This is a genomic window from Psychromonas antarctica (assembly GCF_022267535.1).
GTDB classification, from domain to species: Bacteria; Pseudomonadota; Gammaproteobacteria; order Enterobacterales; family Psychromonadaceae; genus Psychromonas; species Psychromonas antarctica.
The window spans coordinates 1-26,945 of the sequence record NZ_JAHNZV010000008.1 but is presented as its reverse complement, the minus strand read 5'-3'; the positions used below and the strand labels follow the sequence as shown (position 1 = coordinate 26,945).

The following is a 26,945-nucleotide window of genomic DNA, read 5'->3' as shown; positions in this document are numbered from 1 at the left end:
GTGTCACTAAGAATATTAATTTGCGCATTAAAATAAGGATATTAGCTATATGATTAAAAAAGCTAAAAGTGATTTAATTGAATGTGAAAATGACGGCGTTATCAATGTCAGTATTGATGCCATAGAAGTAACTGCAAATAATGAATTAAAGATAATGGATGCCACTCAACTTTACCTTGGTGAGATCGGGTTTTCTCCCTTATTAACCGCACCGGAAGAGGTTTATTACGCTCGGCGATCCCTACGTGGTGATGACGTTGCACGTAGACGCATGATTGAAAGCAATTTACGACTAGTGGTTAAAATTTCTCGCCGTTATAACAACCGTGGCCTGTCCCTGCTCGATTTAGTTGAAGAAGGGAATTTAGGATTAATTCGTGCAGTGGAGAAATTTGATCCAGAAAAAGGTTTTCGTTTTTCTACTTACGCAACTTGGTGGATACGTCAAACCATAGAACGCGCCATTATGAATCAAACACGCACTATTCGGCTTCCTATCCACATTGTTAAAAAATTAAATGTTTATTTAAGAACTGCGAGAGAATTAGCGCACAAATTAACGCATGAACCCACCGCGGAAGATATTGCAAAAGAGTTAGATGTTTCAGCGAAAGAGGTTGCCAAAATATTAAAGCTTAATGAGCGGATCAGTTCAGTGGACATACCCATTGGTAATAATTCTGATAAGGAACTCTTAGATATTATTCCGGATCGTAAAGAAGCGTCACCAGAGAATGAGTTACAAGATGATGATATGAAGTTACGCATTGTTGATTGGTTAGAAGATCTGAATCCTAAGCAGCGAGAAGTGCTAGCAAGGCGTTTTGGTTTATTGGGTTATGAAGCGGCGACCTTAGAAAATGTAGGCAAAGAGATAGGGTTAACACGCGAGCGTGTCCGCCAAATTCAGGTCGAGGCATTAAAGAGTTTGCGGGATGTACTCTCTCAGCAAGGTTTATCGATCGAGTCTTTATTTCAGATTTAGCTTACTGGCTTTTAAAATGAATAAAAACGCATCCCTTTTGATGCGTTTTTATTAATTTGAATTTTAGCGGTTAAAAGAAGTCAGCTAATACTAATGAAAAGCTTGGATCAATTTCGCGCAGTTCTTTTACTAATTTTTGACGAGCTTTAACCTCTTCTATCTCCCGCCACATTCTGACTCTTTGCGTTGTTTTTTTCGGGATATAGATTTTCTCATCATCACTTGCTTGTATATCTGCACGGTCTAAATATTGCATATTCATCCAGTCCTTATATGTTGAAAGTGTTTCGATGGGGTAACAATAAGCATTAAGTATTGCAGTTTTATGATATTACGATGCTATCCTTCATTAATTTATAGCGAAAGCTATCTGTTCAACTAAAATTTAATAGTTTTCTTTTATCTATCTTAGGTACTGACAAATTATGGCCTTACCCAGTAATTTCTTTTCTACGCAAGCCGTTTTAGTGGTTGATGATATCGACACAATAAGAAGTGCGATAAAAGGCATGCTACAAATGCTCGGCTGTATAGACATATCCGTTGCCGCTAATGGCGATCGTGCAATTGAGCTGTGTGAAGCTACAAAATTTGATTTTGTTTTATGTGATTTTAATTTAGGAAAAGGTAAAGACGGCTATCAACTATTTGAAGAGTTAAAACTACGCGAGTTACTTAAAAGTAATACTGTTTTTATATTAATAAGTGCGGAAACTGCTTTGCAAGTTATCCATGGTATTGTGGAATTACAACCTGATGACTATCTATTAAAGCCATTTTCCTACAAAACATTAGAAGCTCGTTTGGTCAGGGCGTTAAAAAAACGTAAGGTGCTGGGAGGGATTTATGATGCGCTTGCGCTGCGCGATTATAGAAAAGCGTTAGATGAATGCGCTAAAGCGTCTAAAACAGATCTAAAATATGCATTGCCCGTTATGCGTCTTAAAGGTGAAGTGTTACTTAATTTAAGACAGCCCCGAATAGCACTGGAACTGTATAACTCAATTTTAGATCTGCGATATTTCTCTTGGGCTAAATTAGGCAAAGCGATCGCTTATTATCACCTTGGTGATTACACGAATTCTGCAACACTATTAAATGATCTCTGTGAATTGAAAGAAACACGCATTGAAGCTTTAAACTGGTTGTCTAGCATCTATGCTCAGCGTGAATGTTACTCGCAAGCAAAAAATACACTAATCGAATCGGTCAAACTATCCCCTAAAAATATCCCTAGACAACGTGCCTTGGCTAACCTTTCCTTGCTAGAAAGTGATTGGGAAGTAGCCCAGCGCTGCCTTAAAACGGTATTACAGAATACCCGTTTTTCAGTGCATGAGCGTATTGAACACCATTTTAACTATATTAACTGCCTACTCGATCGCGCTCAAAAAAGTAGCGAATTACAGCAAGCCAAAATATTCTCACAAGTACAAGTCACCCTAAAAAGCGCTTCGCAGCGTTTTGATAAAACGACGTTTCATGAGCTTGAAAAAATTGTCTGTGCACGAATGTTGATCATGAAAGGACTGTTGAAGTCTGCAACTGACTCACTTAACGACTGCAATGTTGACATTATAATTGACTGTGATCGAGATTGTGGCTTAGCGCTAGCCAAAGCCTGGTTTGAGCTCGGTAATTACAAAAAACATGATCAAATTATGGCACTAATTACTTTCCCTGAACACAATAATAGTATTGAAGAAATGAGTGATCTACTGCTTATTAACAAAGTGAAGCGGCAGCATAAAGAGCAAATTGCTAAGCTGCTTAGCCTTAATGAGCAGGGCATCAAACTTTACCGCAGTGGTCTATATCCCGCTTCGACAAGCATATTTCTTGATGCGCATGAAATCATGCCGAACAATACGCTGTTGTCATTAAATTTAGCGCAATCAATTACAAAGGGATGGCCACCTAATGAGAAGTTCAGTAAGAAAAAACAGATCGTCAAGCAATGTATTAATGTAATCGAAGCTGGTCAGCTTGATAGCTTATCAATGAAACGTTATCGCTCAATTGAAACCGAGCTTAAAGCCATCTTAGGTGGGTAAATAAAATTAAATATTATTGGACCGTTATTGATGAAAATAGATCACCGTAAAAGAGCTGGGTTTACGCTTATTGAATTACTTGTCACACTTGTGGTACTTGGAATTCTGATCTCAATCGGTATAAATAACTATAGCAGGCTATTTTCTCAACAGAAATTAGTACAAAAGACGGAACATCTTTATCATTTTTTGCGTTTAGCAAAGTCTCAATCGATCAAGTATAACAAAAAAATTTATGTACACTTTTGCCAATTGGGCAATAGCGGTAAATGGAAAATGGGGATGACGGATCAGGCTAGTTGTGATTGCTTTACCCCTGCTTCCTGCTTGTTAAATGGCTTAGAAGTCGTTAACGAGTTAAGTGATGGGCAAGCCGTATTGATAGCCCCATCAGATATCACTTTTAGTAGTAATCAAGCCTCTTATAGTCCAATGCGTTTTAGTGTTAATGCTGGTAGCGTCACACTGGCAGATGACGCCGGTTATAAGTTAAAAGTTATCCAGTCAACGATGCGCTTACGAGTTTGTTCGCCAGAACAAGCACAATTAGGGTATAAAAAATGCTAATGGCGGGGAAAAAAGGTTTTTCATTAATCGAGATGTTAATTTCATTACTGCTTGGCTCTGTATTGCTGGCGATGGTTATTGGTTTGTATGTGACGGGTGTTTCATCAGGCGCGAAAAGTTTAAAATACTCGCGCTTACGCACGGATTTACAATCAATGATGTCCATGATGGAAACCGATATCAGACGTGCGGGTTATGGTGGTAACGCTTTTCTGGTGGGCAGTGGTGCAAGTAAAACGGTGGATTCAATCAATCATTGTATTATTTACTATTATAACCATGATTCCGTGCTTTCTATTACTGATGCGAACAAAATGGCTTTTAGGTTTGTCCCCGCTAAAAATGAGATTCAATTTGGAACAGGCGTTGGTCCTCTTGCCAGTGATTGTTATTCTCCGGGCAATGGATCTTGGACTGCATTATCCGATAAAAACTTCATCAAAATCACTGCGTTAAACTTTACAGAGAACGCTGTTTCGAGTGCATCGGCAACGATGCGCAGCGTACAAATAATTTTAGCTGGAGAGTTGGTGTCAGATAATCGTTATTCACATGTAATAAAGACAAAAGTGAGCGTGAGAAATATAGAGGTCAAGTAGGACGGATGATCTTTGTCAGAATCTAGGACTTCACTATCGCCCCCTTTTTTAATTGTGAACTTTTCCCCTTTTATGCAGACTAAGCTTGTTACGATGAACGATAATAGTATTCATCAGTTGTTTGCCATATACCTCGAAATGAAATTTATCATCTTGAATTTTCTTTCAAGTACCCCCATATAATAGGTTGACTGTTTATATAACGATATATATTACCAATATTTTACTAATTAGAAGATCTATTTAGGAGTGACTATGTTTGCGCGATTATTTTTAATTTTCACCAGTGTCTCATTATTAGAGATTTTTGTTCTGGTTAAAGTCGGTAGCTTTTTAGGTGCATGGCCAACTATTGGATTAGTTATTGTTACCGCATTAATCGGCTCCGCGCTTGTACGTAGCCAAGGCATCCAGCTTGTAAAACAGTTACAGGAACGCATGGCGCAAGGCGAAATACCCGGTTTGCAACTGATTGAAGGTGTGATGTTGCTGGTGACTGGTGTGCTATTAGTGACGCCAGGTTTTGTAACTGATTTGTGCGGTTTATTACTATTACAACCACAAATTAGAGCGGCAATTGCGAAAACTGTGCTAGCAAATATAAAGATAAATCCAACAGTTCCTCTTACAGGTGGTTATTCGCAATCACCAACAGGCTCTCCTTTTACGGATAGCAACGCCGATGAAAATATTATTGAAGGGGAGTTTGAACGTAAAGAGGATAAAAAATAGGTTTTTTTGACAAACATCACATGGCGGGCTATTCCTTTGTTCAATTTGTTTCAGCGCTAGCATTTTAACTATTTCTATCTTGGAAAAAACTTATTAATCATTAAGTTGTCACACAAGAACAGTAAACTAGCGGTCCAGAATTTATCACTCTAAAAAGGGTTAATTGTGAATATTAAGCACTCTATAACATTAAGAAGTTTTAAAAAATATCAACCTCGCCAAATTGCAAAATTCGTTAAAGGCTTTTTTAGCGGTCGTATCTTTATTGTCGGTTTGGGCCGTTTGCGTGTTATCGAGGGGAAGGTAGTTGCTTATCAACATCAGAAAAGTGAAAAAAGTATTATGATTGTCGTCAGCGAAATCAATCGAATTATAAATGAATTATCTCATCCAAAAGTTTCAATCAGCTAGTTTTAATTTGACTCAAATAAACCTCTAATAACCTGTATATTTATTGCAGGTTTTTTTTAATAAAATGATACTGCGTACTTGATAATCTAATATTCATCCCCATCTATTTAATCAATGCAAACGTTAATTATCTTAAGGAAAAACCATGACTATTCGTCCATTACATGATCGCGTTATTTTAAAACGTACTGAACAAGAAACTAAATCAGCTGGTGGTATCGTATTAACCGGAAGCGCGGCTGAAAAATCAACTCGCGGTGAGGTTTTAGCTGTGGGTAAAGGCCGCCTTTTAGATAGCGGAGAAGTAAAACCGCTTGATGTAAAAGTGGGTGATATTGTTATTTTTAGTGAAGGTTATGGCTTGAAAACGGAAAAAATAGAAGGTCAAGAAGTCATTATACTGAGTGAAAATGATATTTTAGCCGTTGTAGAATAAATTTTAAATTCAACGCCATTTTTCTAACAGCAGAAAAATAGTTTGACCATAAATCTAACAGGTAAAGGAAAATAAATATGTCTGCAAAAGATGTGAAATTCGGTAATGACGCTCGTATTAAAATGCTTGCTGGTGTAAATGTATTGGCTGACGCAGTTAAAGTAACTTTGGGTCCTAAAGGACGTAATGTTGTTATTGATAAAAGTTTTGGTGCGCCACAAATAACTAAAGATGGTGTCACGGTCGCTAAAGAGATCGAGCTAGAAGATAAGTTCGAAAACATGGGCGCACAGATGGTTAAAGAAGTGGCTTCGCAAACTAATGATGCAGCAGGCGACGGAACAACTACTGCAACTGTTTTAGCACAGGCTATTATTTCAGAAGGACTAAAAGCGGTTGCTGCGGGAATGAATCCAATGGATTTGAAACGTGGTATAGATAAAACTGTTAAAGCGGCTGTTGAAGCGCTGAAATCGTTATCGACACCTTGTTCTGATTCAAAAGCAATTACTCAAGTCGGTACCATCTCGGCTAACTCTGATCACGAAATAGGTGAAATTATCGCCCAAGCGATGCAGAAAGTGGGCAATGAAGGTGTTATCACTGTTGAAGAAGGCCAAGGACTAGAAACTGAACTTGATGTCGTTGAAGGCATGCAATTTGATCGCGGTTATCTTTCTCCTTACTTTATGACAAATCATGAAACCGGTACGGTTGAATTGGAAAGTCCATATATCTTATTGGTTGATAAAAAGATTGGTAATATCCGTGAATTATTGCCAACACTAGAAGCTGTTGCTAAAGCATCAAAACCGTTACTTATTATTGCTGAAGATGTTGAAGGCGAAGCGTTGGCAACGTTGGTTGTTAACAATATGCGCGGTATCGTCAAAGTGTGTGCAGTTAAAGCACCTGGTTTTGGTGATCGTCGTAAAGCGATGTTACAAGATATTGCGATTTTAACGGCTGCGACTGTTATTTCTGAAGAGATAGGTTTAGATCTTGAAAAAGTACAACTGGAAGATTTAGGTCAAGCCAAACGCATTGTTATCAGTAAAGATGAAACAACCATTATTGATGGTATTGGCGAAGATGCGGCTATTAAGGCCCGTGTTGCTCAAATCCAACAACAAATAGAAGCTTCTTCATCTGATTATGATAAAGAAAAATTACAAGAACGCTCTGCTAAATTAGCCGGCGGTGTCGCTGTCATTAAAGTTGGCGCTTCGACAGAAGTGGAAATGAAAGAGAAAAAAGATCGCGTCGATGATGCATTACATGCAACACGTGCAGCGGTTGAAGAAGGCGTTGTTGCCGGTGGCGGTGTTGCTTTAGTTCGTGTTGCTGCACTATTAAAAGATCTTAAAGGTGATAATGACGAGCAAAATGTTGGCATCCGTGTTGCACTACGTGCTATGGAATCACCACTTCGTCAAATCGTAGAAAACTGTGGTGAAGAAGCTTCTGTAGTGACTAATAACGTACAGAAAGGCGAAGGAAACTACGGTTACAATGCAACCACGGGTGAATACGGTGATATGTTAGAGATGGGTATTCTTGACCCAACTAAAGTAACCCGTAGCGCATTACAGTTCGCCGCTTCTATTGCTGGCATGATGATTACTACTGAATGTATGATCACTGATCGTCCTCTAGAATCAGGTGCCGCGATGCCTGATATGGGTGGCATGGGTGGTGGAATGGGCGGCATGATGTAAGCATCATCATCTAACCATTCTATTGAAACGCATAACGTTTCATGAGCCTCGAAGAACCTTGTTTTTCGAGGCTTTTTTGTTTGCAGTTATTCCGTATTGGTTATTATCCGCTTTTACGTCTTCCCGCTTTTGCACTCACTCCTGCGGTAATGGATTAGCTTTATCGCTGTGATCTGTTGCTTGTGGTTGATGGTGTTGCAATTCTGCCGTCGGGGCGGAATTGCAATAATAATACTAATCACAATAATTAACTGGTCTATTTTACTTGTTAAAATAACTTATTTCTTCGTTATAAGTTTCGTAAAGGGAACAACCATTTACCTCAACTTATGCCTTAAACTAAGCTATTTTTCCTACGCAAAATTCAGAACACTTATTTAATGTAATTGGTATAACAGTCACCTGAAACCCTCTTTAGCTGATAGCTGTAATTAACATTTTTATGCTCATCCTAATTTACACCTATTTTCTTTGCATCAAATAGCCAAATAGCGCTGCGTCATCACGTATCACGTTTGTTAATTCACTATACTGATCTAGCCTTAGGGTAATAAGATTCAGCAAGATAGGTGGTAATGATGATTTCAAAACTCAATCAAAAAAGTGATATTTTAGATCAACTATTTTCTCAATTACAGCCACACTTTTCAGAGCGTACACAAAAAACATTACAGCAATTTATTCATTGTGTTTATCGCGATGTGGTGATCAGCGATTTAACACAAATGTCACAGACGGATTTATGCGGTCTGACAGTGTCATTGTGGCGTGAGGCGCAACAGTGGTTAGGTGATGAAGCTAAAGTGCGTGTATTTAATCCCGATGTTGAGCAGGATGAATGGCAGTCAGCTCACACCGTGATCAGTGTGTTATGTAGAAACGTTCCTTTTGTTATTGATACCTTAAAGCTCATCATTAATGAGAAGAACATAAAAATACACCGTTTTTTTCATAGTGAAATAGCAGCTGAACGCGGTAAAATCGGAAAACTAAAATCACTTGAAAATAAAAATTCAAATGAATTACTGCTGTATTTCGAAATAGATCAGACCAGTTCTGCATCTGAGCGCGATGAAATCAGGGCGAAGTTACAGCTTGTACTGCTGGATATAGTGCTCGTTGTAGATGATTTTACAGCGCTTATAAATTACGTTAAAGAAGCTGTGAAATTTAGTACAAGGTTGAAATGTAATAGTAATATTGAGGATCTTCAGGAACAGCAAACTTTTTTAACTTGGATGCTGGAAGATCATTTCACTTTTCTTGCTGGTGAAAAACTGATTGTTAAAGGAGGCCTTGTTAAGCCTGTTGAAGGTAGTCAGTTAGGTTTGTTAAAACATGCCGAATTTAGACGTGAAACTAGCCAGTTGCAGTCTGTCAATGTATTAAATGAAAATACGCTAGTGCTTTTCACTAAAGCCTCAAAACGCGCTATGGTACATCGTCCAGCTTATCCCGATATTATTTATATTAAGCAATTTAATGAGAATGGTGAATGCGTTAGTGCATATCGCTTTATCGGGTTGTATACCTCTTCAGTTTACAGCGGCACCCCGGTTGATATACCCGTTGTACGTAATAAATTGAGTAATATCCTGAAACAGTCTGGTTACAGCAAAGGTGGGCATTATTATAAAGAACTAGCGCAAATTCTTTATACTTATCCTGTTGAAGACCTACTGCTGTGTAATGAAAGTGAGCTGTTGCAGAATGTAACGGAAGTACTGCATGCGCAGGAGCGTAAAGACTTAAAACTATTTTTACGTACGGAAGGCCATAATCAGTTTGTTATCGCTATTCTGTATGTACCGCGCGATATTTATAATACAGAAGTAAGACTTAAGTTTGAAAAGCTTATTTGCTGCACCTTAGAAGTCACAGACAGTGATTTCCAGACCTATTTAAGTGAGTCAAATTTAGCCCGATTACGTTTGGTTTTACGCCTTAAAAATCCACTTAATGAAGTATTGGAAGTGCAGGCCATTCAGGACCGTATGAGACAGTTAACTAGACTGTGGAGTGATGAATTACACGAGTCTTTAATTGAACATTTTGGTGAAGAGCTAGGTACTAAACTGAATAAAAAATACACTGGTGCTTTTACTGGCAGCTATCAAGACACCTTCAACTCCCGGGTTGCAGTGGCCGATATAGAGCGTATTGAATCGTTATATAAGGATCAAAAACGGGCTATGACGCTGCGCTTCTACCGTTCAATAGAGCCAAATAGCAGTGAACTTAAATTAAAACTTTTTCATCAGGATGGTGCTTTACTGCTTTCCGATCTTATTCCAATTTTAGAAAATTTAGGACTAAAAGTTGCTGAAGAATACCCTTATAAAGTGACACCTAGCTGTGAAAAAAACTTTTGGTTATATGACTTTACCCTAATTTACTCGAAGGTGAATAATTTAGAGCCGAATACTTATGATGTTGTTTTTGCCGATGCTTTTTTATCTATCTGGTATGGAAAAGCAGAGAACGATCCATTTAATAAGCTTATTCTTGGTGCAGGACTGGCGTGGCGGGATGTTGCAATGCTGCGCGCCTATGCTAAATATTTAAAACAGTTATGCTTTGGTTTTAGCCAAAGCAGTATTGCGAAAACGTTATTAGATCACAGTAAGCTGGTGAAAGAACTAGTGACATTATTTAAATTGCGCTTTGATCCGAGTCGAACCATCGATTTAGAAAAACAGCAAAACCTAGAAATGAAAATTTTAACTGCGCTTAATGATGTCACTAATCTTAATGAAGACAGAGTACTGCGTAAATATGTTGAACTGATTATGGCAACACTGCGTAGTAATTATTTTCAAGAAAATGAGGGTGAAAATAAATCCTACATCAGTTTTAAATTTGACCACAGCAAAATATGCGATATCCCGCTGCCGCGCTTAACTTATGAAGTTTTTGTTTATTCTCCGCGTATCGAGGGGGTGCATCTGCGCGGTGGAAAAGTCGCCCGTGGTGGTTTGCGCTGGTCTGATCGCCGCGAGGATTTCCGCACCGAGATATTGGGTTTGGTCAAAGCACAGCAGGTGAAAAATTCAGTGATTGTCCCGGTTGGTGCAAAAGGAGGCTTTGTTGCGAAAAAAATTAAGCCTGCGATGGACAGAGAAACCTTTATGGCTGAGGGCATCAGTTGCTACAAAATATTTATCAGTGCGTTATTGGATATTACTGACAATTTAAGTGAGGGGACGGTAATACCTCCCCCTGATTTGGTGCGTTACGACGGTGATGATCCTTACCTTGTTGTGGCTGCAGATAAAGGCACTGCGACATTCTCTGATATTGCTAATGAGCTGGCAGTGGACAGAGATTTCTGGCTGAATGATGCGTTCGCTTCGGGTGGTAGTAATGGGTATGACCATAAAAAAATGGGGATTACTGCTAAAGGGGCGTGGATTAGTGTGCAACGTCATTTCCGGGAACTCAGTATTGATGTACAAAGTAAGCCGCTGAGTGTGATCGGTATAGGTGATATGGGCGGTGATGTATTTGGTAACGGTATGTTACGTTCTCCATTTATTGCTTTACTGGGGGCGTTTAACCATGTGCATATTTTTATTGATCCAACACCTGTGGACTTAGCCGCTAATTTTGCTGAGCGTCAGCGTCTATTTGATACCCCAAGAACAGGGTGGAACGATTACAATCGAGATTTGCTTTCGTCGGGCGGTGGCATCTTTGAACGCAGCGCAAAATCTATTTCGGTCACGCCGGAAATGGCTAAGCGTTTTGATATATATCAGAAAAAAGTAACACCAACAGAGCTTATTAGTATTTTATTAAAAGCTCAGGTTGATTTGTTATGGAATGGTGGCATCGGGACCTATGTGAAAGGGAGCCTAGAAAGTCATGCCGATGTCGGCGATAAAGCCAATGACATTCTGCGTGTTAACGGCAATGAATTACGCTGTGCAGTGATTGCTGAAGGTGGTAATTTAGGTATGACTCAGAGAGCACGTATTGAGTATGCGTTAAATAGCGGCTTATGTTTTACTGATGCGATTGATAATGCTGCAGGAGTGAATTGTTCCGATTTAGAAGTTAATATCAAAATTCTATTAGATAAATTAGTTTCACAAGGTGATTTAACGGTTAAGCAGCGTAATGTTTGGTTAGGTAATATGACTGATGAAGTGGCTAGAATAGTGCTTAAGAACAATTACCGTCAAGCACAGTGTATTAGCATTTCTTATCTGGAAGGATATAAACGCCTAGAAGAATATCGCCGTTTAATTGGTGATTTAGAAGAGAAGGGGAAACTTAACCGTGCTCTTGAGTTTATTCCGACGGATGATGTATTGCTTGAAGGTAAGAGTAGGCAGGAAGGATTAACCCGCCCAAGTATTTCGGTGATGCTTTCTTATGCTAAAAATGAGATGAAGGAAGCACTGGCTAATGAAAAAGTAGCCGATGATCCCTATCTGCTGCAGGAAGCTGAGAAGATTTTCCCAGCTTCGCTGGTTAATAAGTACCGCAAAGAGGTGCATCATCATCCACTGGTCACTGAAATTGTTGCCACTCAGGTCAGCAATGATATTTTTAACTGTATGGGGCCGACTTTTGTACACCGTATAATGATGAGTGCTGGCTGTTCCTTTTTAGATGTCTGTAAAGCTTGGGTCGCTGCGCGTGATATTTTTGATTTCAATACGACGCTGGAGCAAATTGAAGCCTTAGATAACCGCATCAGTTATGATTTACAAAGTGATTTAATCTTTAAGCTTAAACGCATGGTTCGCCACGGAACGCGTTGGTTAATTCGTAATCATCGTGATCAATTGAATACTGGCGATTTAGTTATACGATATAAAAAATCGTTACAGTCTATTGTTGATGATATTGAATTGGTGCTAATGGGGGGAGAAATCGTTTATCGTTCTGAGATGATAGCCTCACTGAGCGAGTCGGGAGTGCCTAAAATATTAGCACATAAATTAGCCAGTGCGGATCAGGTTTATGCAATGTTAGGGGTACTGTCGGTTGCATCTACCTTAGAAATGGCACCACAGTTAGCTGTGCAAGTGTATTTCCACAGCGGTGAGCATTTAAAACTGTTTGCTATTGCCAAACAGCTCAGTGTGTTACCTGCCGATAGCCATTGGCAATCATTAGCAAGAGAAGCGATGCGGGATGATTTAGAGTGGCAGCAAAAGCATATTTGCCAGACTATTTTACTGGGTTTAAAAGAGGGCAATGTGAGTCAAGCTTTTACTGCTTGGGAAAATCAGCATCAAAATCTGGTACAGCGTTGGTATAAAATGGCGGATGTCTTACTCGCCGTAAAAGTACCTGAGTTTAGTATGTGTCAGGTTGCGTTGCGTGAATTATTGGATCTGTCCAGCAGTTAAATTATAAATGCCCATGATGCATGGATCTCTGCGCAAACACCTAAAGATGCTCATTTTCGTTTTTTGGTGTTTGCACACAACGGCTTATTGGCCTTTATTGATCATTTTTTTGAGCATAAAAGCCACACCGACAAAAGCAAAACTTGCAGTCACCATCGTCGATGCACCAAAACCTGTTGCACAATCCATTTTCATATTACCATCCGAGTCTGCTTTTTCTTTGCAGACTTCCCCATTCATATCGGGGTAACTCAGTTGCTCGGTTGAAAAAACACAGTCGATTCTAAATTTTCGTTTGGGATTTTTACTGAAATTAAAAAAACGACGCAGTTCAGAACGCACTTTTGCGGCGAGCGGATCTTGAATCGTTCGGGCTAAATCAGTCACTTGAATTTGTGTAGGATCAAGCTGACCACCGGCACCCCCGCAGGTTAATAGTGGAAATTTATTACGTTTGCAATGAGCCACCAGCGCCACTTTGGCATGAATGCTATCAATGGCATCAAAGATATAATCAAATTCACTGGAAAGGTATTCAAAACAGTTTTGTTTATCAATAAAGTCATCAATTAAATTGAGTTTGATCTCCGGATTAATTAAACGACAACGTGCTGCCATCGCTTCAATTTTCATCTCACCAACGGTATCACTCAGTGCATGGATTTGGCGGTTGGTATTAGTCACACAGATATCATCCATATCAATTAAGGTGAGTTGACCAATGCCCGAGCGAGCCAATGCTTCGATAACCCAGGAGCCAACACCACCGATACCTATCACACAGATGTGGCTATTTTGGAATTGATTAAGCGCTTTACTGCCATATAAGCGTTTGATACCCCCAAAACGATTTTCATAATTTGACATTGAATACTCCCGAATTTAGGTGGCGCATTATACCCAATGGAGATAAAAATGCGAGATACGTATTAGCTGCACTCGGCGGCCCGAAAAATAAAATTTGCCCTTATCGGAATTAAATTTACAATACAGGGCAACGAATCTGTGATTCATTCACTTAAGTAACCTCAAATCGAGACCAAAAAATATAATTTCTATTTAATATCAGTTGGTTAAAGTTTAATGTCATGCAGTATTGATAGCTTTGTGTAGTTCAAGGCAACTCAACGTAACGATAGCGGACTATTGGTCGCTGAGTTAACGCTGAAGACACGCAAATAGCTGCGCTGTATCGATTTGCTCATTCAGAGCAGAGGTTAGGCACAAAGGATAATTTAGATGGAAACAACATTTCCAATATTTTCAACAGCAGTTTTACTTTTTTTTATTTTGGATCCCTTTGGCAATGTTCCCTTATTGCTGAGTATCTTGAAAAATATCGATAAGAAAAAACATTCAAAAATCATTATCCGTGAGATGCTAATCGGTTTATTCATATTAGTCATTTTTATGTTTTTTGGTGAACAATTTTTAAGCCTGTTTCATTTGGAAACGCAGGCCATTACCATCGCTGGTGGGATCATCTTTTTTGTGATCTCTTTAAAAATGATTTTTCCCTCTGCCAATGGAGGGGATTTGTTTGCGATGAAGCAAGGTGATGAACCCTTGATCGTACCAATTGCGATGCCGATGATTGCAGGTCCTGCTGCCTTAGCCACACTCTTAGTTTTAGCCAAAACTAATGTGCAACATTCCGGCGCACTTTTTGTTTCGGTCTTACTGGCTTGGGCGATGACTGCGGCTGTTTTACTTTTTTCCCCGCATCTATATAAAGTATTAAAAGTAAAGGGGTTGACTGCGCTCGAAAGGTTAATGGGGATGTTACTGCTTATTATGTCGGTACAGATGTTTATTGATGGAATTCGTGCTCTATTGCCGACGTTCGCTTAAACTTTTAGAGATGTTATTCTCGAGACAAAAAAAAGCCAAGGTTTATCCCTTGGCTTTTTTACGCGTTAATTTTTAATGGAACTTAAGATGCCGCAATAATGGTTTTCATCTCGGTCATATATCCGCGTAGTTTTTTACCTACGATTTCTACCGGGTGAGTACGAATCGCTTCATTAACTTCGATTAAGCGTGCATTGTCAACTGAGTTAGATTTCACTGCGAAAGGTTTACCCAACATTTCAGGGCTAAGTGCTTTAACAAAATCAGCGAGTAGCGGCTTCGCTGCGTGGTCAAACAGGTAACAGCCGTATTCTGCTGTATCAGAAATGACGACATTCATTTCGTAAAGTTTTTTACGTGCAATGGTATTAGCAATAAGCGGTGTTTCATGCAGTGACTCGTAATAAGCTGACTCATCAATAATACCCGATGCTGTCATCGCTTCAAATGCAAGTTCAACGCCTGCTTTGATCATCGCAACGAGGAAGATACCGTTATCATAGAACTCTTGCTCATCAATTTTCATATCGCCAGCAGGTTGTTTTTCAAAACCTGTTTCAGCCGTTGCCGCGCGCCATTTGAGTAGGTTAACGTCATCGTTCGCCCAGTCAGCCATCATGGTTTTTGAGAATTCCCCCTCTATAATATCATCCATATGTTTATTAAAGAGCGGACGTAAAATATCTTTAAGTTTTAAAGACATATCAAATGCTTTGATTTTAGCTGGGTTAGATAGACGATCCATCATATTCGTGATGCCGCCGTATTTTAGTCCTTCAGTGACTGTTTCCCAACCGTATTGAATCAGTTTAGATGCATAAGCTGGCTCTAGACCATCAGCGACCATTTTTTCATAGCCAAGAATCGCACCCGTTTGTAACATACCACAAAGAATAGTTTGCTCGCCCATTAGATCTGATTTAACTTCAGCAACAAAAGATGACATGAGTACACCCGCGCGATCACCACCTGTTGCGCTTGCGTATGCTTTAGCAATCGCAAGACCTTGGCCTTTAGGATCGTTTTCTGGGTGAACTGCGATCAAAGTGGGGACACCGAAACCACGTTTGTATTCTTCACGTACTTCAGTACCTGGACACTTAGGTGCAACCATAATGACTGTAATGTCATCACGTACTTGCATTCCTTCTTCAACGATATTAAAACCGTGAGAGTAAGCCAGCGTCGCGCCTTCTTTCATAAGCGGCATTACTGCGTTGACTACGTTTGTGTGCTGTTTATCGGGTGTTAAATTTAAAATAAGATCAGCAGTTGGAATAAGATTTTCATAGGTATCGACAACAAAGCCATTGTCTTTCGCATTTAAATAAGATTGACGTTTTTCAGCAATTGCGGCACCACGCAGTGCGTAAGCGATATCGAGACCTGAGTCGCGCATATTAAGGCCTTGGTTAAGCCCTTGAGCACCACAACCAATCACTACAATTTTCCAACCTTTAATAAATTCACAACCGTCTGTAAATTCGCTGCGATCCATAAAACGACATTGACCTAGCTGATATAGCTTCTCACGTAGAGGAAGGGTATTAAAGTAGTTAGCCATTGAGCACACTCCAAAAAATTAGTTTAAAAGGAATAAAGTATCGTAAAAATTTTATTAATTTGTGTTTAATTATTGGAAGTTACTATAGCGCATAACGGATATTGCGCAAAATGATATATTGGCAATGTTATGTTGCAAATAATGAAATACAATACAGTGTATTTTCCTAAATGAGTTAAGTTCACAACTTCATGTTAAATAGTTTGATTTTTGAGCAATGAGCCTGAACTATTAACTTGTTTTAATACTTTGAGGTGATCACCCTGTTTTTAGATTAACTCAATAAATATGTTTCATTTATTATTTACAGGAGATTATATGTCTCAGTTAATATTACCTAGCGTACTGGTAACAACCGATTGGCTGCATCAGCAATACCACCACGAAAACTTGATTTTATTAGATGCCAGCTGGCATATGCCTAATGTTAATCGTGATGGTAAGTTGGAATGGGCTAACGAGCGACTCCCTGGTGCAGTTTTTTTCGACTTTGATCGTGTTATTTGTGATCACAATAGCGATTTACCGCATATGATGCCGAGTGAGATTGTTTTTCAGCAATCGGCACAAATTCTTGGTATTAATCAAGATAGCGTGATTGTGGTTTATGATAGTTTGGGTATTTTTTCCAGCCCAAGAGTCTGGTGGATGTTTAAAACCATGGGCTTTGACAATATAGCTGTGTTAGATGGCGGTTTGCCAGCTTGGAAAGCGGCTGGCTTTGCTATTGAGAGCGGCAGTAAAAGTAAAGCGATTATCCCCGGCGACTTTATTGCCCATTATCAGAGTGGATTGATCTGTGCTGCTGATGCAGTCCTTTCTGCCACGAGCAATAGTGAGCAAACCATTATTGACGCGCGTTCATCCGAGCGATTTTTAGGGCAGCTCGCCGAGCCAAGAGCAGGTGTGCGCTCTGGCCATATGCCTAATGCTAAAAACTTACCTGTGGCAGACATTCTGCAAGATCTGAAAATGAAAAATGCCTACCAGCTTGCGTTAATTTTTGAAGCGATAGCCCCGAAAAAACAACGCGTTATTTTTAGTTGTGGATCTGGTGTTACTGCTTGTATTTTGGTACTAGGAGCAACACTAGCGGGATATAAGGACTTATCCGTCTATGATGGTTCCTGGAGTGAATGGGGAAGCCGTGACGATCTTCCTGTGGTGAAGTAAAGTGATGGATATTAAATCACTAGAGCTGTTTTTACACTTGGCAAATAGTTTGCATTTTGCTAAAACGGCGCAGGCGAAGCATGTCAGTCCATCGACCCTTAGTCGCTGTATTCAGCGAATTGAAGCTGAATTGGGGGTTAGTTTGCTTAACCGTGATAATCGTTCTGTGGTTTTAACTGAAGCTGGGCTGTTATTTAAACCCTATGCAGTGCAGCAAATTGAGCAATGGGAGCTATTAAAACGTACTATTAAGCAGGGGAAAAGTGAGCTCGAAGGATTGATCAACCTATACTGCTCAGTGACAGCTGCCTACAGTCATTTCCCTCCCATTCTCGAGCGCTTTCGATTATTGCATCCTCATGTTGAAATTAAGCTGATTACCGGGGATAGTGCGGTTGCTATCGATCAAGTATTACAACACCAAGTTGATTTTGCGATCACCGCCTATCCGGATGCCTTACCTAGCCGTCTACATTTTATAAAACTGGCAGAAATACCTTTGTCGATTATAGCGCCAATTATCGCCTGTTCGGTTACCCAGCAAATCAAGCAGACAGAAATTGATTGGAAAAATATTCCCTTTATTTTGCCTGAGCATGGCGCCGTGCGCCGTCGCTTTGATAATTGGTATCGTTTATTTAAAATGGGGAAACCCGCCATTTATGCAAAAGTAGCGGGACATGAGGCATTAATCAGCATGGTTGCCTTAGGGTGCGGCATCGGGATTGCACCTGATGTGGTGCTTGAAAATAGTCCGGTGCGAGATCGCGTGCAGCGTTTACCAATAGCGACGCCCCTGCAGTCATTTGATTTAGGTATCTGCTGCTATAAAACGCGTATTAATGAAGCGCTAATTAACGCATTTATTGGATGTGTTAAGGGCTAAATGCGTTATTAGTAAGAGTCCTTTTGATGAAAAGAAGTCTCAGGTTGTTTTATTGTCTGTCTTATTTCAGATAATACAAATCTGATGGATGCAATTGCATGGGTAAAAATTTAAAACTACAACAAGTTAATGCTTATCATCATATCTATTTGCCTCGTTATTTATAAAGGTTGATTAGCGGAACTGACTCGTGGGAAGCATAAAAATATGGTTTAAGTGAATTAATATTCATATTATTTTTTGTCTGCGGGCAGTTGATCCTGCTTATTTATGATCAACCTCCTTGCCGCTTGCGCTTTTTGTTATCAATTATATATCTTCATAATAAGCTGCCATCCAATTACCCATCAATAAATGATGGTTTTTTGAACGTAAATGTAATGTTAAAGTAAAATATTCTTTTGTTAAAAACCTGTTGCAAACCAATAACAATGGCTGCTCTTTAGGAAAAACAAGAAAATTGGATTTTATGCGTTTGAAGCGGTAGAATGTGCGCAATATTATGCCTGTTATATGGGGTGATTTAGAAGAAGTAGTGTATGACCCCTGTACTTGTTAGGGATACTCTGCGCGTTATTTCTTGTTATGGAAGTTTTCTAATTAAGCATATTTTTCTTTAAAAGGTGGTTTCCTTTACTAAAAAAGTAAAATTGAATTGCTTGTTTTTTTTGTTTCTACAAATAAACAGGTTATGTATAGCATTTTGAAAACATTAAAACGCAAAGCATAGAGATAACTTTGCCGTTTAATCTTGAAGGACATGTTTATGACTAAGATAGAGCAAAGCGCTCAAGGCCTTTATGTGCCAGAGATGGAACATGATGCTTGTGGTATCGGCTTCGTTGCACATTTAAAAAATAGTAAGTCACACAAAATTGTGACTCAAGCATTAGATATGCTTGCGCGAATGGAACACCGTGGTGGTCAAGGTTGCGATCCATGCAGTGGTGATGGTGCTGGTATTTTGTTACAAAAACCGCATGAGTTTTTGGTAACAGAAGCACTTAAAAAGGGAATAACTTTACCTAAGTTTGATCAATACGGGGTAGGCACAGTGCTTTTTCCCAAAGATGCAAATCAACGTAAAGAATGTCGTGATATTTTAGAGCGTAATGTTGAGCGTTTAGGTCTTGAACTTATTGGTTATCGTGTTCTTCCTACGGACAATTCAATGCTCGGTGGCGATCCTCTTAGTAGTGAGCCGCAGTTCGAACATATGTTCGTCACTGGCGGTATTGATATGGAGCCCGCTGTATTAGAGCGTAAGCTGTTTATCTTACGTAATTACGCCGTGCGCATCTGTTTGCAGTCTGTTGCGGGTATTGAAGATAACTTCTACATCAATACTTTCTCATACAAAACAATTGTTTATAAAGGTCAGTTAACCACTGAACAAGTACCTCTGTATTTCTTGGATTTACAAAATCCGTCTATGGTAACTGCATTGGCTCTTGTGCATTCGCGCTTTTCTACCAATACATTTCCACGCTGGCGTTTAGCGCAGCCTTTCCGCTATATTGCACATAACGGTGAAATAAATACTGTTCGCGGTAATATTAACTGGATGAAGGCACGTGAAGCCTTGTTTGAAGCAAAATTCTTTAGCCGTGAAGAATTAGATATGTTGATGCCTATCTGTACCGATGGTATGTCTGATTCTGCTAGCTTTGATATGGCATTAGAGTTACTTGTGCTCTCTGGCCGTAGCTTGCCGCATGCATTAATGATGATGATCCCTGAAGCATGGCAAGAAAATAAAGAAATGGACCCAGCACGTCGTGCATTCTACCAATACCATGCCAATATTATGGAACCTTGGGATGGTCCTGCTTCTGTCTGTTTCACTGATGGAGTGCAAGTAGGCGCGACACTGGATCGTAATGGTCTTCGTCCTTCTCGTTACTGCGTCACAAAAGATGATTTTCTGATTATGGCATCAGAAAGTGGTGTGGTTGAAATCGCGCCTGAAAATATTAAGTTTCGTGGTCGACTCCAACCTGGGCGTATTTTTGTTGCCGATCTTGAACAAGGTCGTATCATTTCTGATGATGAAGTTAAAAATAGTATTGCAACTCGTCAACCATATGAAACTTGGCTTGCAGATAACTTAGTTAAATTAAGAGAGCAACCTGATGCTTTAGAGCGTAACTTGCAACCTAATGATGGTCAGTTACTAAGACGATTACAAGCTTTTGGTGTTACCTCTGAAGAAGTTAACGACATTGTTTTACCTATGTTAGTTGATGGTAAAGAGCCATTGGGTGCGATGGGGGTCGATTGGCCGCTTGCTGTGTTATCGCATCAATCGCAACATCTTTCTCATTACTTTAAACAGCTTTTTGCGCAAGTAACGAATCCGCCTATCGATCCGATTCGAGAGCGTATGGTGATGTCGTTAAAAACCTACTTAGGTAAAGATCGTAACTTATTAACTGAAACGCCAGAACATTGTCATAAAGTTGAATTACAATCGCCAGTGCTAAGTAATGCAAAACTACAAAAGATCAATGCGCTTGATGATAAGCATCTGCAGGCTAAAACCTTAGATACCTTGTTTCTTGCAACAGGTGAATCAGGCAAATTGAAGAAAGCATTAGATCGTATCTGTCGTTATGCAGAAGACGCGGTTCATGATGGTTATTCAATCATTATTCTTTCAGATCGTAATGCCACTTCAGATCATGCTGCTATTCCTGCGATGTTAGTGACCGCTGCAGTGCACCATTTCTTAATTAGAAGAGGGCTACGTGCGCTTTGCGATATAGTGGTAGAGACAGGCGATGTGCGAGAAACTCATCATTTCGCAACGGTAATTGGTTACGGCGCATCTGCTGTAAACCCTTACTTGGTTGAAGAGATGATTGTTGATTTGCAAGCTAAAAACCGTCTTCCTAAAGATAAAAAAGTAGCGGAGATTTTTGAATCATATAAAGATGCCATTGATGCTGGACTGCTTAAAATATTCTCTAAAATGGGTATTTCAACTATTCAGTCATATCAAGGGGCGCAAATATTTGAAGCCTTAGGTATCAGTAAAAATGTTGTCGATAACTATTTCAAAGGTACGGTAACGCGTATTCAGGGGTTATCAATTGATGATATTGCGACTGAAATTCTAATACGCCATCGCTTTGCTTATCCATTACGTGAAGTGCCAGTAACTCGTTTAGATGTTGGTGGTGTTTACCAGTGGAAACAACATGGTGAAAAACATCTATTTAATCCAACAACTATTTCGTTATTGCAACAATCAACACGTAATAAAAACTACGAACAGTTTAAAGAGTACGCTGCAGCGGTTGACTTGCAAGGTGATAATGCCGCAACACTACGTAGCCAGTTTGTTTTCGTCGCCAATAAAACCGGCCCAATTTCAATTGATAAAGTTGAGTCGTCTGAAAATATTCTAAAACGTTTTGCAACAGGTGCGATGAGTTTTGGTTCTATATCACATGAAGCGCACTCAACATTAGCTATCGCCATGAACCGAATCGGCGCAAAATCTAACTCGGGTGAAGGCGGCGAAGATCCAATGCGTTTCTTACCAAAAGCAAATGGTGATTGGGAACGCTCTGCAATTAAACAGGTAGCATCGGGACGTTTCGGTGTGACATCTTATTATCTGACGAATGCAGTCGAACTTCAGATTAAAATGGCACAGGGTGCTAAACCGGGAGAAGGGGGGCAACTACCTGGCCATAAAGTAGATGATTGGATTGGTCGTACACGTCATTCAACACCAGGAGTTGGTCTGATATCACCACCTCCACACCACGATATCTACTCAATCGAAGATTTAGCTCAGCTTATTTTCGATCTCAAAAATGCCAATCGCAAAGCACGTGTTAATGTTAAATTAGTATCGGAAGCGGGCGTTGGCACAATTGCAACGGGTGTATGTAAAGCGAAAGCGGATGTTGTGTTGATTGCTGGTTTTGATGGCGGAACAGGCGCATCGCCAGTTTCTTCTATTCGTCATACCGGACTACCATGGGAACTCGGTCTGGCTGAAACACATCAGACCTTGCTGAAAAATGGTCTACGTAATCGTATTGTTGTGCAAGCCGATGGACAGATGAAAACCCCGCGTGATTTAACGGTGGCTGCTTTATTAGGAGCCGAAGAATGGGGTGTTGCTACTGCCGCGTTAGTCGTTGAAGGTTGTATTATGATGCGTAAGTGTCATCTCAATACTTGTCCTGTTGGGATCGCAACACAAAATAAAACATTACGTGAACGTTTTGATGGGCGCGTTGAAGATGTAGTCACTTTCTTCCAGTATATGGTGCAAGGGATGCGTGAGCGCATGGCTGAACTGGGTTACGCAACTATTAATGAAATGATTGGGCAGACGCAGAGCTTAAAAGTGCGTAGTGACATTAAGCATTGGAAATATAAAAACTTAGATCTAAGTACTATCTTATATAAAGAAGCGCCGAAAGCAGAAGATGGCCTGTTTAATCAAACAGTTCAAAATCATCATCTTGAAGCGGTGTTAGATAGAAAATTGATTGAGCTAGCTAAACCTGCTTTGGAGAATGGGGAAGCAGTTTCGGGTGAGTTTGCTATCCATAATACAGATCGTAGTTGTGGCACAATGCTTTCCAATGAAATTTCGAAGGTGTATTTTGGTGAAGGACTGCCTAAACCGATGAAAGTTAAATTCACCGGTAGTGCAGGACAAAGCTTTGGTTGTTTCCTTGCCAAAGGCGTTGAGTTTACCGTTGAAGGTGATGCGAATGACTACTGGGGTAAAGGATTATCGGGTGGCCGAATTGTTATTTACCCTTACAAAAAATCCGATATTGTTGCTAAAGATAATATCTTAATCGGTAACGTTTGTTTTTATGGTGCAACATCCGGTGAGTCATATATTAATGGTGTCGCTGGTGAGCGTTTCTGTGTTCGTAACTCGGGTGCAGAAGTCGTTGTTGAAGGTGTCGGCGATCATGGTTGTGAATATATGACCGGCGGTATCACTATTGTCTTAGGGTCAACGGGTCGTAACTTTGCCGCGGGCATGAGTGGCGGTATTGCTTACGTGTGGGATCAAGATGATAGTTTTGCCAGTAAATGTAATATGGAACTGGTTGATTTTGATCCGCTTGAGCAGAGCGATCAAGATTTGCTCTTCGCTAAGGTCACAAAACATCATGAGTTAACAGGCTCTAAAGTAGCTAAAGCATTCCTAGCTGATTTACAAACTAGCCTGGGGCAAATAGTTAAAGTGATGCCGCGTGATTACAAAGCGGCACTAGCGGCTCGTTCTAAAGGAGAAGCATAATGGGTAAGCCTACTGGATTTTTAGAATTGGGTCGTGAACTGCCAGGTAAGTTACCTGTTGGCGAACGACTTAAAAATAATAAAGAGTTTGTGCAGAACGAAGAATTTGGGCAAAAAATCAGTGACCAAGCTTCGCGTTGTATGGACTGTGGAGTGCCTTTCTGCCACAGTGGTTGTCCGATTGGCAATATTATTCCTGAATTTAATGATGCGGTTTATCGTGAAAGTTGGTTGGAAGCATGGGACATCCTCAGCTCGACTAATAACTTTCCAGAATTTACTGGTCGTGTATGTCCGGCGCCTTGTGAAACATCTTGTGTGCTTGGGATCAACCAAGATCCCATCACTATTTGTAATATCGAGAAAACGATTGTCGAAAAAGCTTACGCTAACGGTTATGTTAAGCCTAAGATCCCGACGTCTCGTACCGGTAAAACAATTGCTATTGTTGGATCTGGCCCTGCTGGCTTAGCGGCCGCAGAACAGTTAAACAGCGCGGGTCACACCGTTACTGTTTATGAACGTGACGAAAAAGTGGGTGGACTCGTGCGTTTCGGCATTCCTGATTTTAAACTCAGTATGGATGTTATCGATCGTAAAATTTCCGTTATGGAAGCCGCGGGAATAAAAATGGTCGTCAATGCACATATTGGTGTTGATTTCGATGCAAGCGAATTGCGTAAGCAGTTTGATGCAGTGCTGCTAACGGGGGGATCAACTGTTCCTCGAGATCTGCCGATTCCAGGACGTGAATTGAAAGGTGTGCATTTTGCAATGGAATTCCTAGGGCAAAATAATCGTCGTGCAAATAATATGGATCTTAAAGCAGAAGAGATTCATGCCAAAGATGATCACGTTGTCGTTATTGGTGGAGGTGATACTGGTTCAGACTGTGTCGGCACATCAAACCGTCATGGTGCAGCGAGCGTTACACAAGTGGAGATAATGCCTATTCCACCTGAAAAACGCACCGTGAATATGCCGTGGCCTTCTTACCCGATGATATTAAAAACAACGACTTCACATGAAGAAGGAGTGCAACGTCATTGGTCTATTCTGACTAAAGAATTTATTGGTGATGAAAACGGTCATGTTAAAGAGTTAGTCGTTGCAGATATCGAATGGGAAGAAGCGAAACCTGGTGAGCGTCCTGGTTTTAAGGAGATTGCAGGCAGTGTGCGCGCCATCCCTTGTACTAAAGCGTTTCTTGCGATGGGCTTTTTACATCCAGAACCAACAGGTGCATTAGCCCAGCTTAAGATCGCATTAGATGAGCGTGGTAACGTACAGACGACTGATTTTCAAACTAACCAGAAAGGTGTTTTTGCCGCAGGTGATATGCGTACCGGTCAGTCATTAATTGTTCGCTGTATTAATGAAGGTCGAGAAGCGTCCCGCGCCGTTGACACCTTCTTAATGGGCAACTCAAATTTAGAGGCTATCAATAGCTCTTTGATGTTATCTAACTAAGCGTTATTAGTACAATTTGTTAAAAACAAACCCCCTCCCTTTTTAAGGGGTGGGGGTTTTTCATTGAATAAATAAAAAAGGTAAAAAACAAAATGACATTAATCGATTTTGCAGCGTCTCCGTTGTCGATTTTGCCTGCGATTATTGCACTCGGTTTAGCAATTATTACCCGTCGTGTATTGCTCTCTCTCGGTGTCGGCATCGTATTAGGCAGCTTACTATTACTCGACTTCTCTTTTACCCAGAGTGCACTCTATATCTTTAATACCGTCAAAGGTGTCGTCATAACCGAGGGGGAGATTAACAGTTGGAATATGAGTATTATCGCATTTTTATTGCTACTGGGTATGATGACCGCTTTATTAACGTTGTCAGGTGGCACGCGTGCTTTTGCTAATTGGGCATTAGTACACATTAAAGATAAGCGAGGGGCAGCCTTTTTAGCGGCCTTTTTAGGCGTATTTATCTTTATCGATGATTATTTTAATAGCTTAGCGGTCGGTTCAATCTCTCGTCCCGTCACCGACCGATTTAATGTGTCACGTGCAAAACTTGCTTATATTCTTGATTCAACGGCAGCACCGATGTGTATATTGATGCCCGTCTCCAGTTGGGGCGCGTATATTATGACCATTATTGGTGGTATTTTACTTAGCCATGGGATTACTGACTACTCACCTTTAAGTGCTTATATGCGCTTAATCCCGATGAATTTTTATGCCATTTTTACACTGTTAATGGTATTTGCAATGATCTGGTTCAAACTCGATATTGGTTTGATGAAAGAACATGAAATTAATGCTGAAAAAAATGGTTCATTAAAAGGTAGTGACCATAACGCGGTTAATTTACACGATGAATATGGCATTGATGAGAGTGAAAAAGGCAAGGTATCGGATCTGGTTTTTCCGATTATCACTCTGATTATTGCGACACTATTTTTTATGCTCTATACAGGTAATCAAGCGCTAACTACGAGTTCATTACCTTTTTCAGTGCTTGGTGCCTTTGAAAACACCGATGTAGGTAAATCCTTATGTTACGGTGGAGCGGTTGGATTGCTCTTCTCTCTGGTCACTGTTATCAAGCAAAGATTGGCCTTGGTAGTGATTGCTCAGGCGCTTTGGATAGGTGCTAAATCTATGTTTGGTGCAATCATTATTCTATTTTTTGCTTGGTCAATAGGTAGTGTAATTGGCGATATGAAAACCGGCGCTTACCTCTCATCACTGGTGCAGGGGAATATTAGTTTACACTGGTTACCGGTGATTCTATTTGTCTTATCGGGTGCAATGGCATTCGCGACAGGTACATCATGGGGGACATTTGGTATTATGTTACCTATTGCAGGGGACATGGCGGCCGCGGTAGAAATAAGCCTTATGTTACCTATGTTAAGTGCGGTATTAGCGGGATCTGTATTTGGCGATCACTGCTCACCTATTTCTGATACCACTATATTGTCATCGACGGGTGCGCGCTGCAGACATATAGATCATGTTGCCACCCAGCTACCCTATGCATTATTAGTGGCAGCAATTTCTGCTGTCGGTTTTACTATTTTAGGTTTTACTGCATCACTGACTGCCGCCTTACTTGCTTGCTCTATGGCATTTGTTTTAGTGCTTGTGGTGATTAAGCAGTTTGTAAAAAGATAACGGCTAGTCGCATTATCGATTATAAAAGACCAGCTGAATGCTGGTTTTTTTGTTTGCCCAGCAAAGCTGGCAAACCCGCTCACTTGCAAGAGAGTGAGATCACCCTGATTGAGGGGAAGATAATCCGAATGGCAAGGGCGTCACTGGCTAACGGTGGGGTCTGAAGGAAGCCATAGGAAGTTAGAAGTACACAAC

General features: G+C 40.2%; 18 protein-coding genes. 15 read left to right on the top strand and 3 right to left on the bottom strand.

Annotated features, from left to right (window positions below):
* Positions 1–49: 49 nt before the first annotated feature.
* A complete protein-coding gene (gene rpoS / locus KSO91_RS03825) occupies positions 50–985 on the top strand; it encodes an RNA polymerase sigma factor RpoS (protein WP_238741515.1) in 936 nt (311 codons plus the stop codon).
* Between the two features lie 70 nt (positions 986–1,055).
* On the opposite strand, the gene KSO91_RS03820 is transcribed toward rpoS, so the two are convergent.
* Positions 1,056–1,247, bottom strand: coding sequence for a DUF3545 family protein (locus KSO91_RS03820; RefSeq protein ID WP_238741513.1), 192 nt, complete (start codon positions 1,245–1,247; stop codon positions 1,056–1,058).
* A gap of 163 nt (positions 1,248–1,410) precedes the next feature.
* Here KSO91_RS03820 and KSO91_RS03815 point away from each other — a divergent pair, with 163 nt between their 5' ends.
* The 8 genes from KSO91_RS03815 (at position 1,411) to KSO91_RS03780 (ending at position 12,865) form a co-directional block, all read left to right on the top strand.
* Positions 1,411–3,039, top strand: coding sequence for a response regulator (locus tag KSO91_RS03815; RefSeq protein WP_238741510.1), 1,629 nt, complete (start codon positions 1,411–1,413; stop codon positions 3,037–3,039).
* A 30-nt stretch (positions 3,040–3,069) separates the two neighbouring features.
* Complete coding sequence (locus KSO91_RS03810; protein WP_238741508.1) at positions 3,070–3,606, top strand: GspH/FimT family pseudopilin; 537 nt, start codon at positions 3,070–3,072, stop codon at positions 3,604–3,606.
* The gene (locus KSO91_RS03805) at positions 3,606–4,205 is read left to right on the top strand and encodes a PilW family protein (protein WP_238741506.1); all 600 of its coding nucleotides are present in this window, start codon (positions 3,606–3,608) and stop codon (positions 4,203–4,205) included. Before KSO91_RS03810 ends, KSO91_RS03805 begins: the two co-directional genes overlap by 1 nt.
* Before the next feature lie 255 nt (positions 4,206–4,460).
* Positions 4,461–4,937: an FxsA family protein gene (locus KSO91_RS03800; protein WP_238741504.1), complete on the top strand. Its 477-nt coding sequence runs from the start codon at positions 4,461–4,463 to the stop codon at positions 4,935–4,937.
* A gap of 165 nt (positions 4,938–5,102) precedes the next feature.
* Complete coding sequence (locus tag KSO91_RS03795; protein ID WP_238741502.1) at positions 5,103–5,348, top strand: DUF1107 family protein; 246 nt, start codon at positions 5,103–5,105, stop codon at positions 5,346–5,348.
* Between the two features lie 145 nt (positions 5,349–5,493).
* Entirely contained in the window at positions 5,494–5,784 is a 291-nt protein-coding gene (locus KSO91_RS03790) for a co-chaperone GroES (protein ID WP_238741500.1), read from the top strand.
* Positions 5,785–5,861: 77 nt separating this feature from the next.
* Positions 5,862–7,502, top strand: a complete 1,641-nt coding sequence (gene groL / locus KSO91_RS03785) for a chaperonin GroEL (RefSeq protein ID WP_238741498.1) — start codon at positions 5,862–5,864, stop codon at positions 7,500–7,502.
* 575 nt (positions 7,503–8,077) lie between these two features.
* A complete protein-coding gene (locus KSO91_RS03780) occupies positions 8,078–12,865 on the top strand; it encodes an NAD-glutamate dehydrogenase (protein ID WP_238741496.1) in 4,788 nt (1,595 codons plus the stop codon).
* A gap of 84 nt (positions 12,866–12,949) precedes the next feature.
* On the opposite strand, the gene tcdA is transcribed toward KSO91_RS03780, so the two are convergent.
* Positions 12,950–13,732 carry a tRNA cyclic N6-threonylcarbamoyladenosine(37) synthase TcdA gene (gene tcdA / locus KSO91_RS03775; RefSeq protein WP_238741494.1) on the bottom strand — a complete coding sequence of 261 codons (783 nt, stop codon included), beginning with the start codon at positions 13,730–13,732 and terminating at the stop codon, positions 12,950–12,952.
* A 372-nt stretch (positions 13,733–14,104) separates the two neighbouring features.
* On the opposite strand from tcdA, the gene KSO91_RS03770 reads away from it, so the two are divergent.
* Positions 14,105–14,716 carry a MarC family protein gene (locus KSO91_RS03770; RefSeq protein WP_238741492.1) on the top strand — a complete coding sequence of 204 codons (612 nt, stop codon included), beginning with the start codon at positions 14,105–14,107 and terminating at the stop codon, positions 14,714–14,716.
* Positions 14,717–14,798: 82 nt separating this feature from the next.
* Here the strand turns inward: KSO91_RS03770 and ilvC are convergent, their stop codons facing one another.
* On the bottom strand, positions 14,799–16,280 hold the full coding sequence (gene ilvC / locus KSO91_RS03765) for a ketol-acid reductoisomerase (RefSeq protein ID WP_238741490.1): 1,482 nt from the start codon (positions 16,278–16,280) through the stop codon (positions 14,799–14,801).
* A gap of 318 nt (positions 16,281–16,598) precedes the next feature.
* Here ilvC and sseA point away from each other — a divergent pair, with 318 nt between their 5' ends.
* The 5 genes from sseA to KSO91_RS03740 all read left to right on the top strand — a co-directional run bounded on the left by sseA (position 16,599) and on the right by KSO91_RS03740 (position 26,750).
* Complete coding sequence (gene sseA, locus KSO91_RS03760) at positions 16,599–17,453, top strand: 3-mercaptopyruvate sulfurtransferase (RefSeq protein ID WP_238741488.1); 855 nt, start codon at positions 16,599–16,601, stop codon at positions 17,451–17,453.
* A 4-nt stretch (positions 17,454–17,457) separates the two neighbouring features.
* Positions 17,458–18,339, top strand: a complete 882-nt coding sequence (gene ilvY, locus KSO91_RS03755; RefSeq protein ID WP_238741486.1) for an HTH-type transcriptional activator IlvY — start codon at positions 17,458–17,460, stop codon at positions 18,337–18,339.
* A 766-nt stretch (positions 18,340–19,105) separates the two neighbouring features.
* Positions 19,106–23,623, top strand: a complete 4,518-nt coding sequence (gene gltB / locus KSO91_RS03750) for a glutamate synthase large subunit (protein ID WP_238741484.1) — start codon at positions 19,106–19,108, stop codon at positions 23,621–23,623.
* Positions 23,623–25,092, top strand: a complete 1,470-nt coding sequence (locus KSO91_RS03745) for a glutamate synthase subunit beta (protein WP_238741482.1) — start codon at positions 23,623–23,625, stop codon at positions 25,090–25,092. Before gltB ends, KSO91_RS03745 begins: the two co-directional genes overlap by 1 nt.
* Before the next feature lie 92 nt (positions 25,093–25,184).
* Positions 25,185–26,750: a Na+/H+ antiporter NhaC family protein gene (locus KSO91_RS03740; RefSeq protein ID WP_238741480.1), complete on the top strand. Its 1,566-nt coding sequence runs from the start codon at positions 25,185–25,187 to the stop codon at positions 26,748–26,750.
* The last annotated feature ends 195 nt before the right edge of the window (positions 26,751–26,945 follow it).

Excerpts from the sequence above, each read along its gene's own strand:
- KSO91_RS03745 (WP_238741482.1), top strand. The coding sequence starts at position 23,623 with ATGGGTAAGCCTACTGGATTTTTAGAATTGGGTCGTGAACTGCCAGGT.
- KSO91_RS03810 (WP_238741508.1), top strand. The coding sequence starts at position 3,070 with ATGAAAATAGATCACCGTAAAAGAGCTGGGTTTACGCTTATTGAATTA.
- ilvY (WP_238741486.1), top strand. The coding sequence starts at position 17,458 with ATGGATATTAAATCACTAGAGCTGTTTTTACACTTGGCAAATAGTTTG.
- KSO91_RS03740 (WP_238741480.1), top strand. The coding sequence starts at position 25,185 with ATGACATTAATCGATTTTGCAGCGTCTCCGTTGTCGATTTTGCCTGCG.
- rpoS (WP_238741515.1), top strand. The coding sequence starts at position 50 with ATGATTAAAAAAGCTAAAAGTGATTTAATTGAATGTGAAAATGACGGC.
- KSO91_RS03815 (WP_238741510.1), top strand. The coding sequence starts at position 1,411 with ATGGCCTTACCCAGTAATTTCTTTTCTACGCAAGCCGTTTTAGTGGTT.
- KSO91_RS03770 (WP_238741492.1), top strand. The coding sequence starts at position 14,105 with ATGGAAACAACATTTCCAATATTTTCAACAGCAGTTTTACTTTTTTTT.
- KSO91_RS03805 (WP_238741506.1), top strand. The coding sequence starts at position 3,606 with ATGGCGGGGAAAAAAGGTTTTTCATTAATCGAGATGTTAATTTCATTA.
- sseA (WP_238741488.1), top strand. The coding sequence starts at position 16,599 with ATGTCTCAGTTAATATTACCTAGCGTACTGGTAACAACCGATTGGCTG.
- gltB (WP_238741484.1), top strand. The coding sequence starts at position 19,106 with ATGACTAAGATAGAGCAAAGCGCTCAAGGCCTTTATGTGCCAGAGATG.
- KSO91_RS03820 (WP_238741513.1), bottom strand. The coding sequence starts at position 1,247 with ATGAATATGCAATATTTAGACCGTGCAGATATACAAGCAAGTGATGAT.
- KSO91_RS03800 (WP_238741504.1), top strand. The coding sequence starts at position 4,461 with ATGTTTGCGCGATTATTTTTAATTTTCACCAGTGTCTCATTATTAGAG.
- ilvC (WP_238741490.1), bottom strand. The coding sequence starts at position 16,280 with ATGGCTAACTACTTTAATACCCTTCCTCTACGTGAGAAGCTATATCAG.
- tcdA (WP_238741494.1), bottom strand. The coding sequence starts at position 13,732 with ATGTCAAATTATGAAAATCGTTTTGGGGGTATCAAACGCTTATATGGC.
- KSO91_RS03780 (WP_238741496.1), top strand. The coding sequence starts at position 8,078 with ATGATGATTTCAAAACTCAATCAAAAAAGTGATATTTTAGATCAACTA.
- KSO91_RS03790 (WP_238741500.1), top strand. The coding sequence starts at position 5,494 with ATGACTATTCGTCCATTACATGATCGCGTTATTTTAAAACGTACTGAA.
- groL (WP_238741498.1), top strand. The coding sequence starts at position 5,862 with ATGTCTGCAAAAGATGTGAAATTCGGTAATGACGCTCGTATTAAAATG.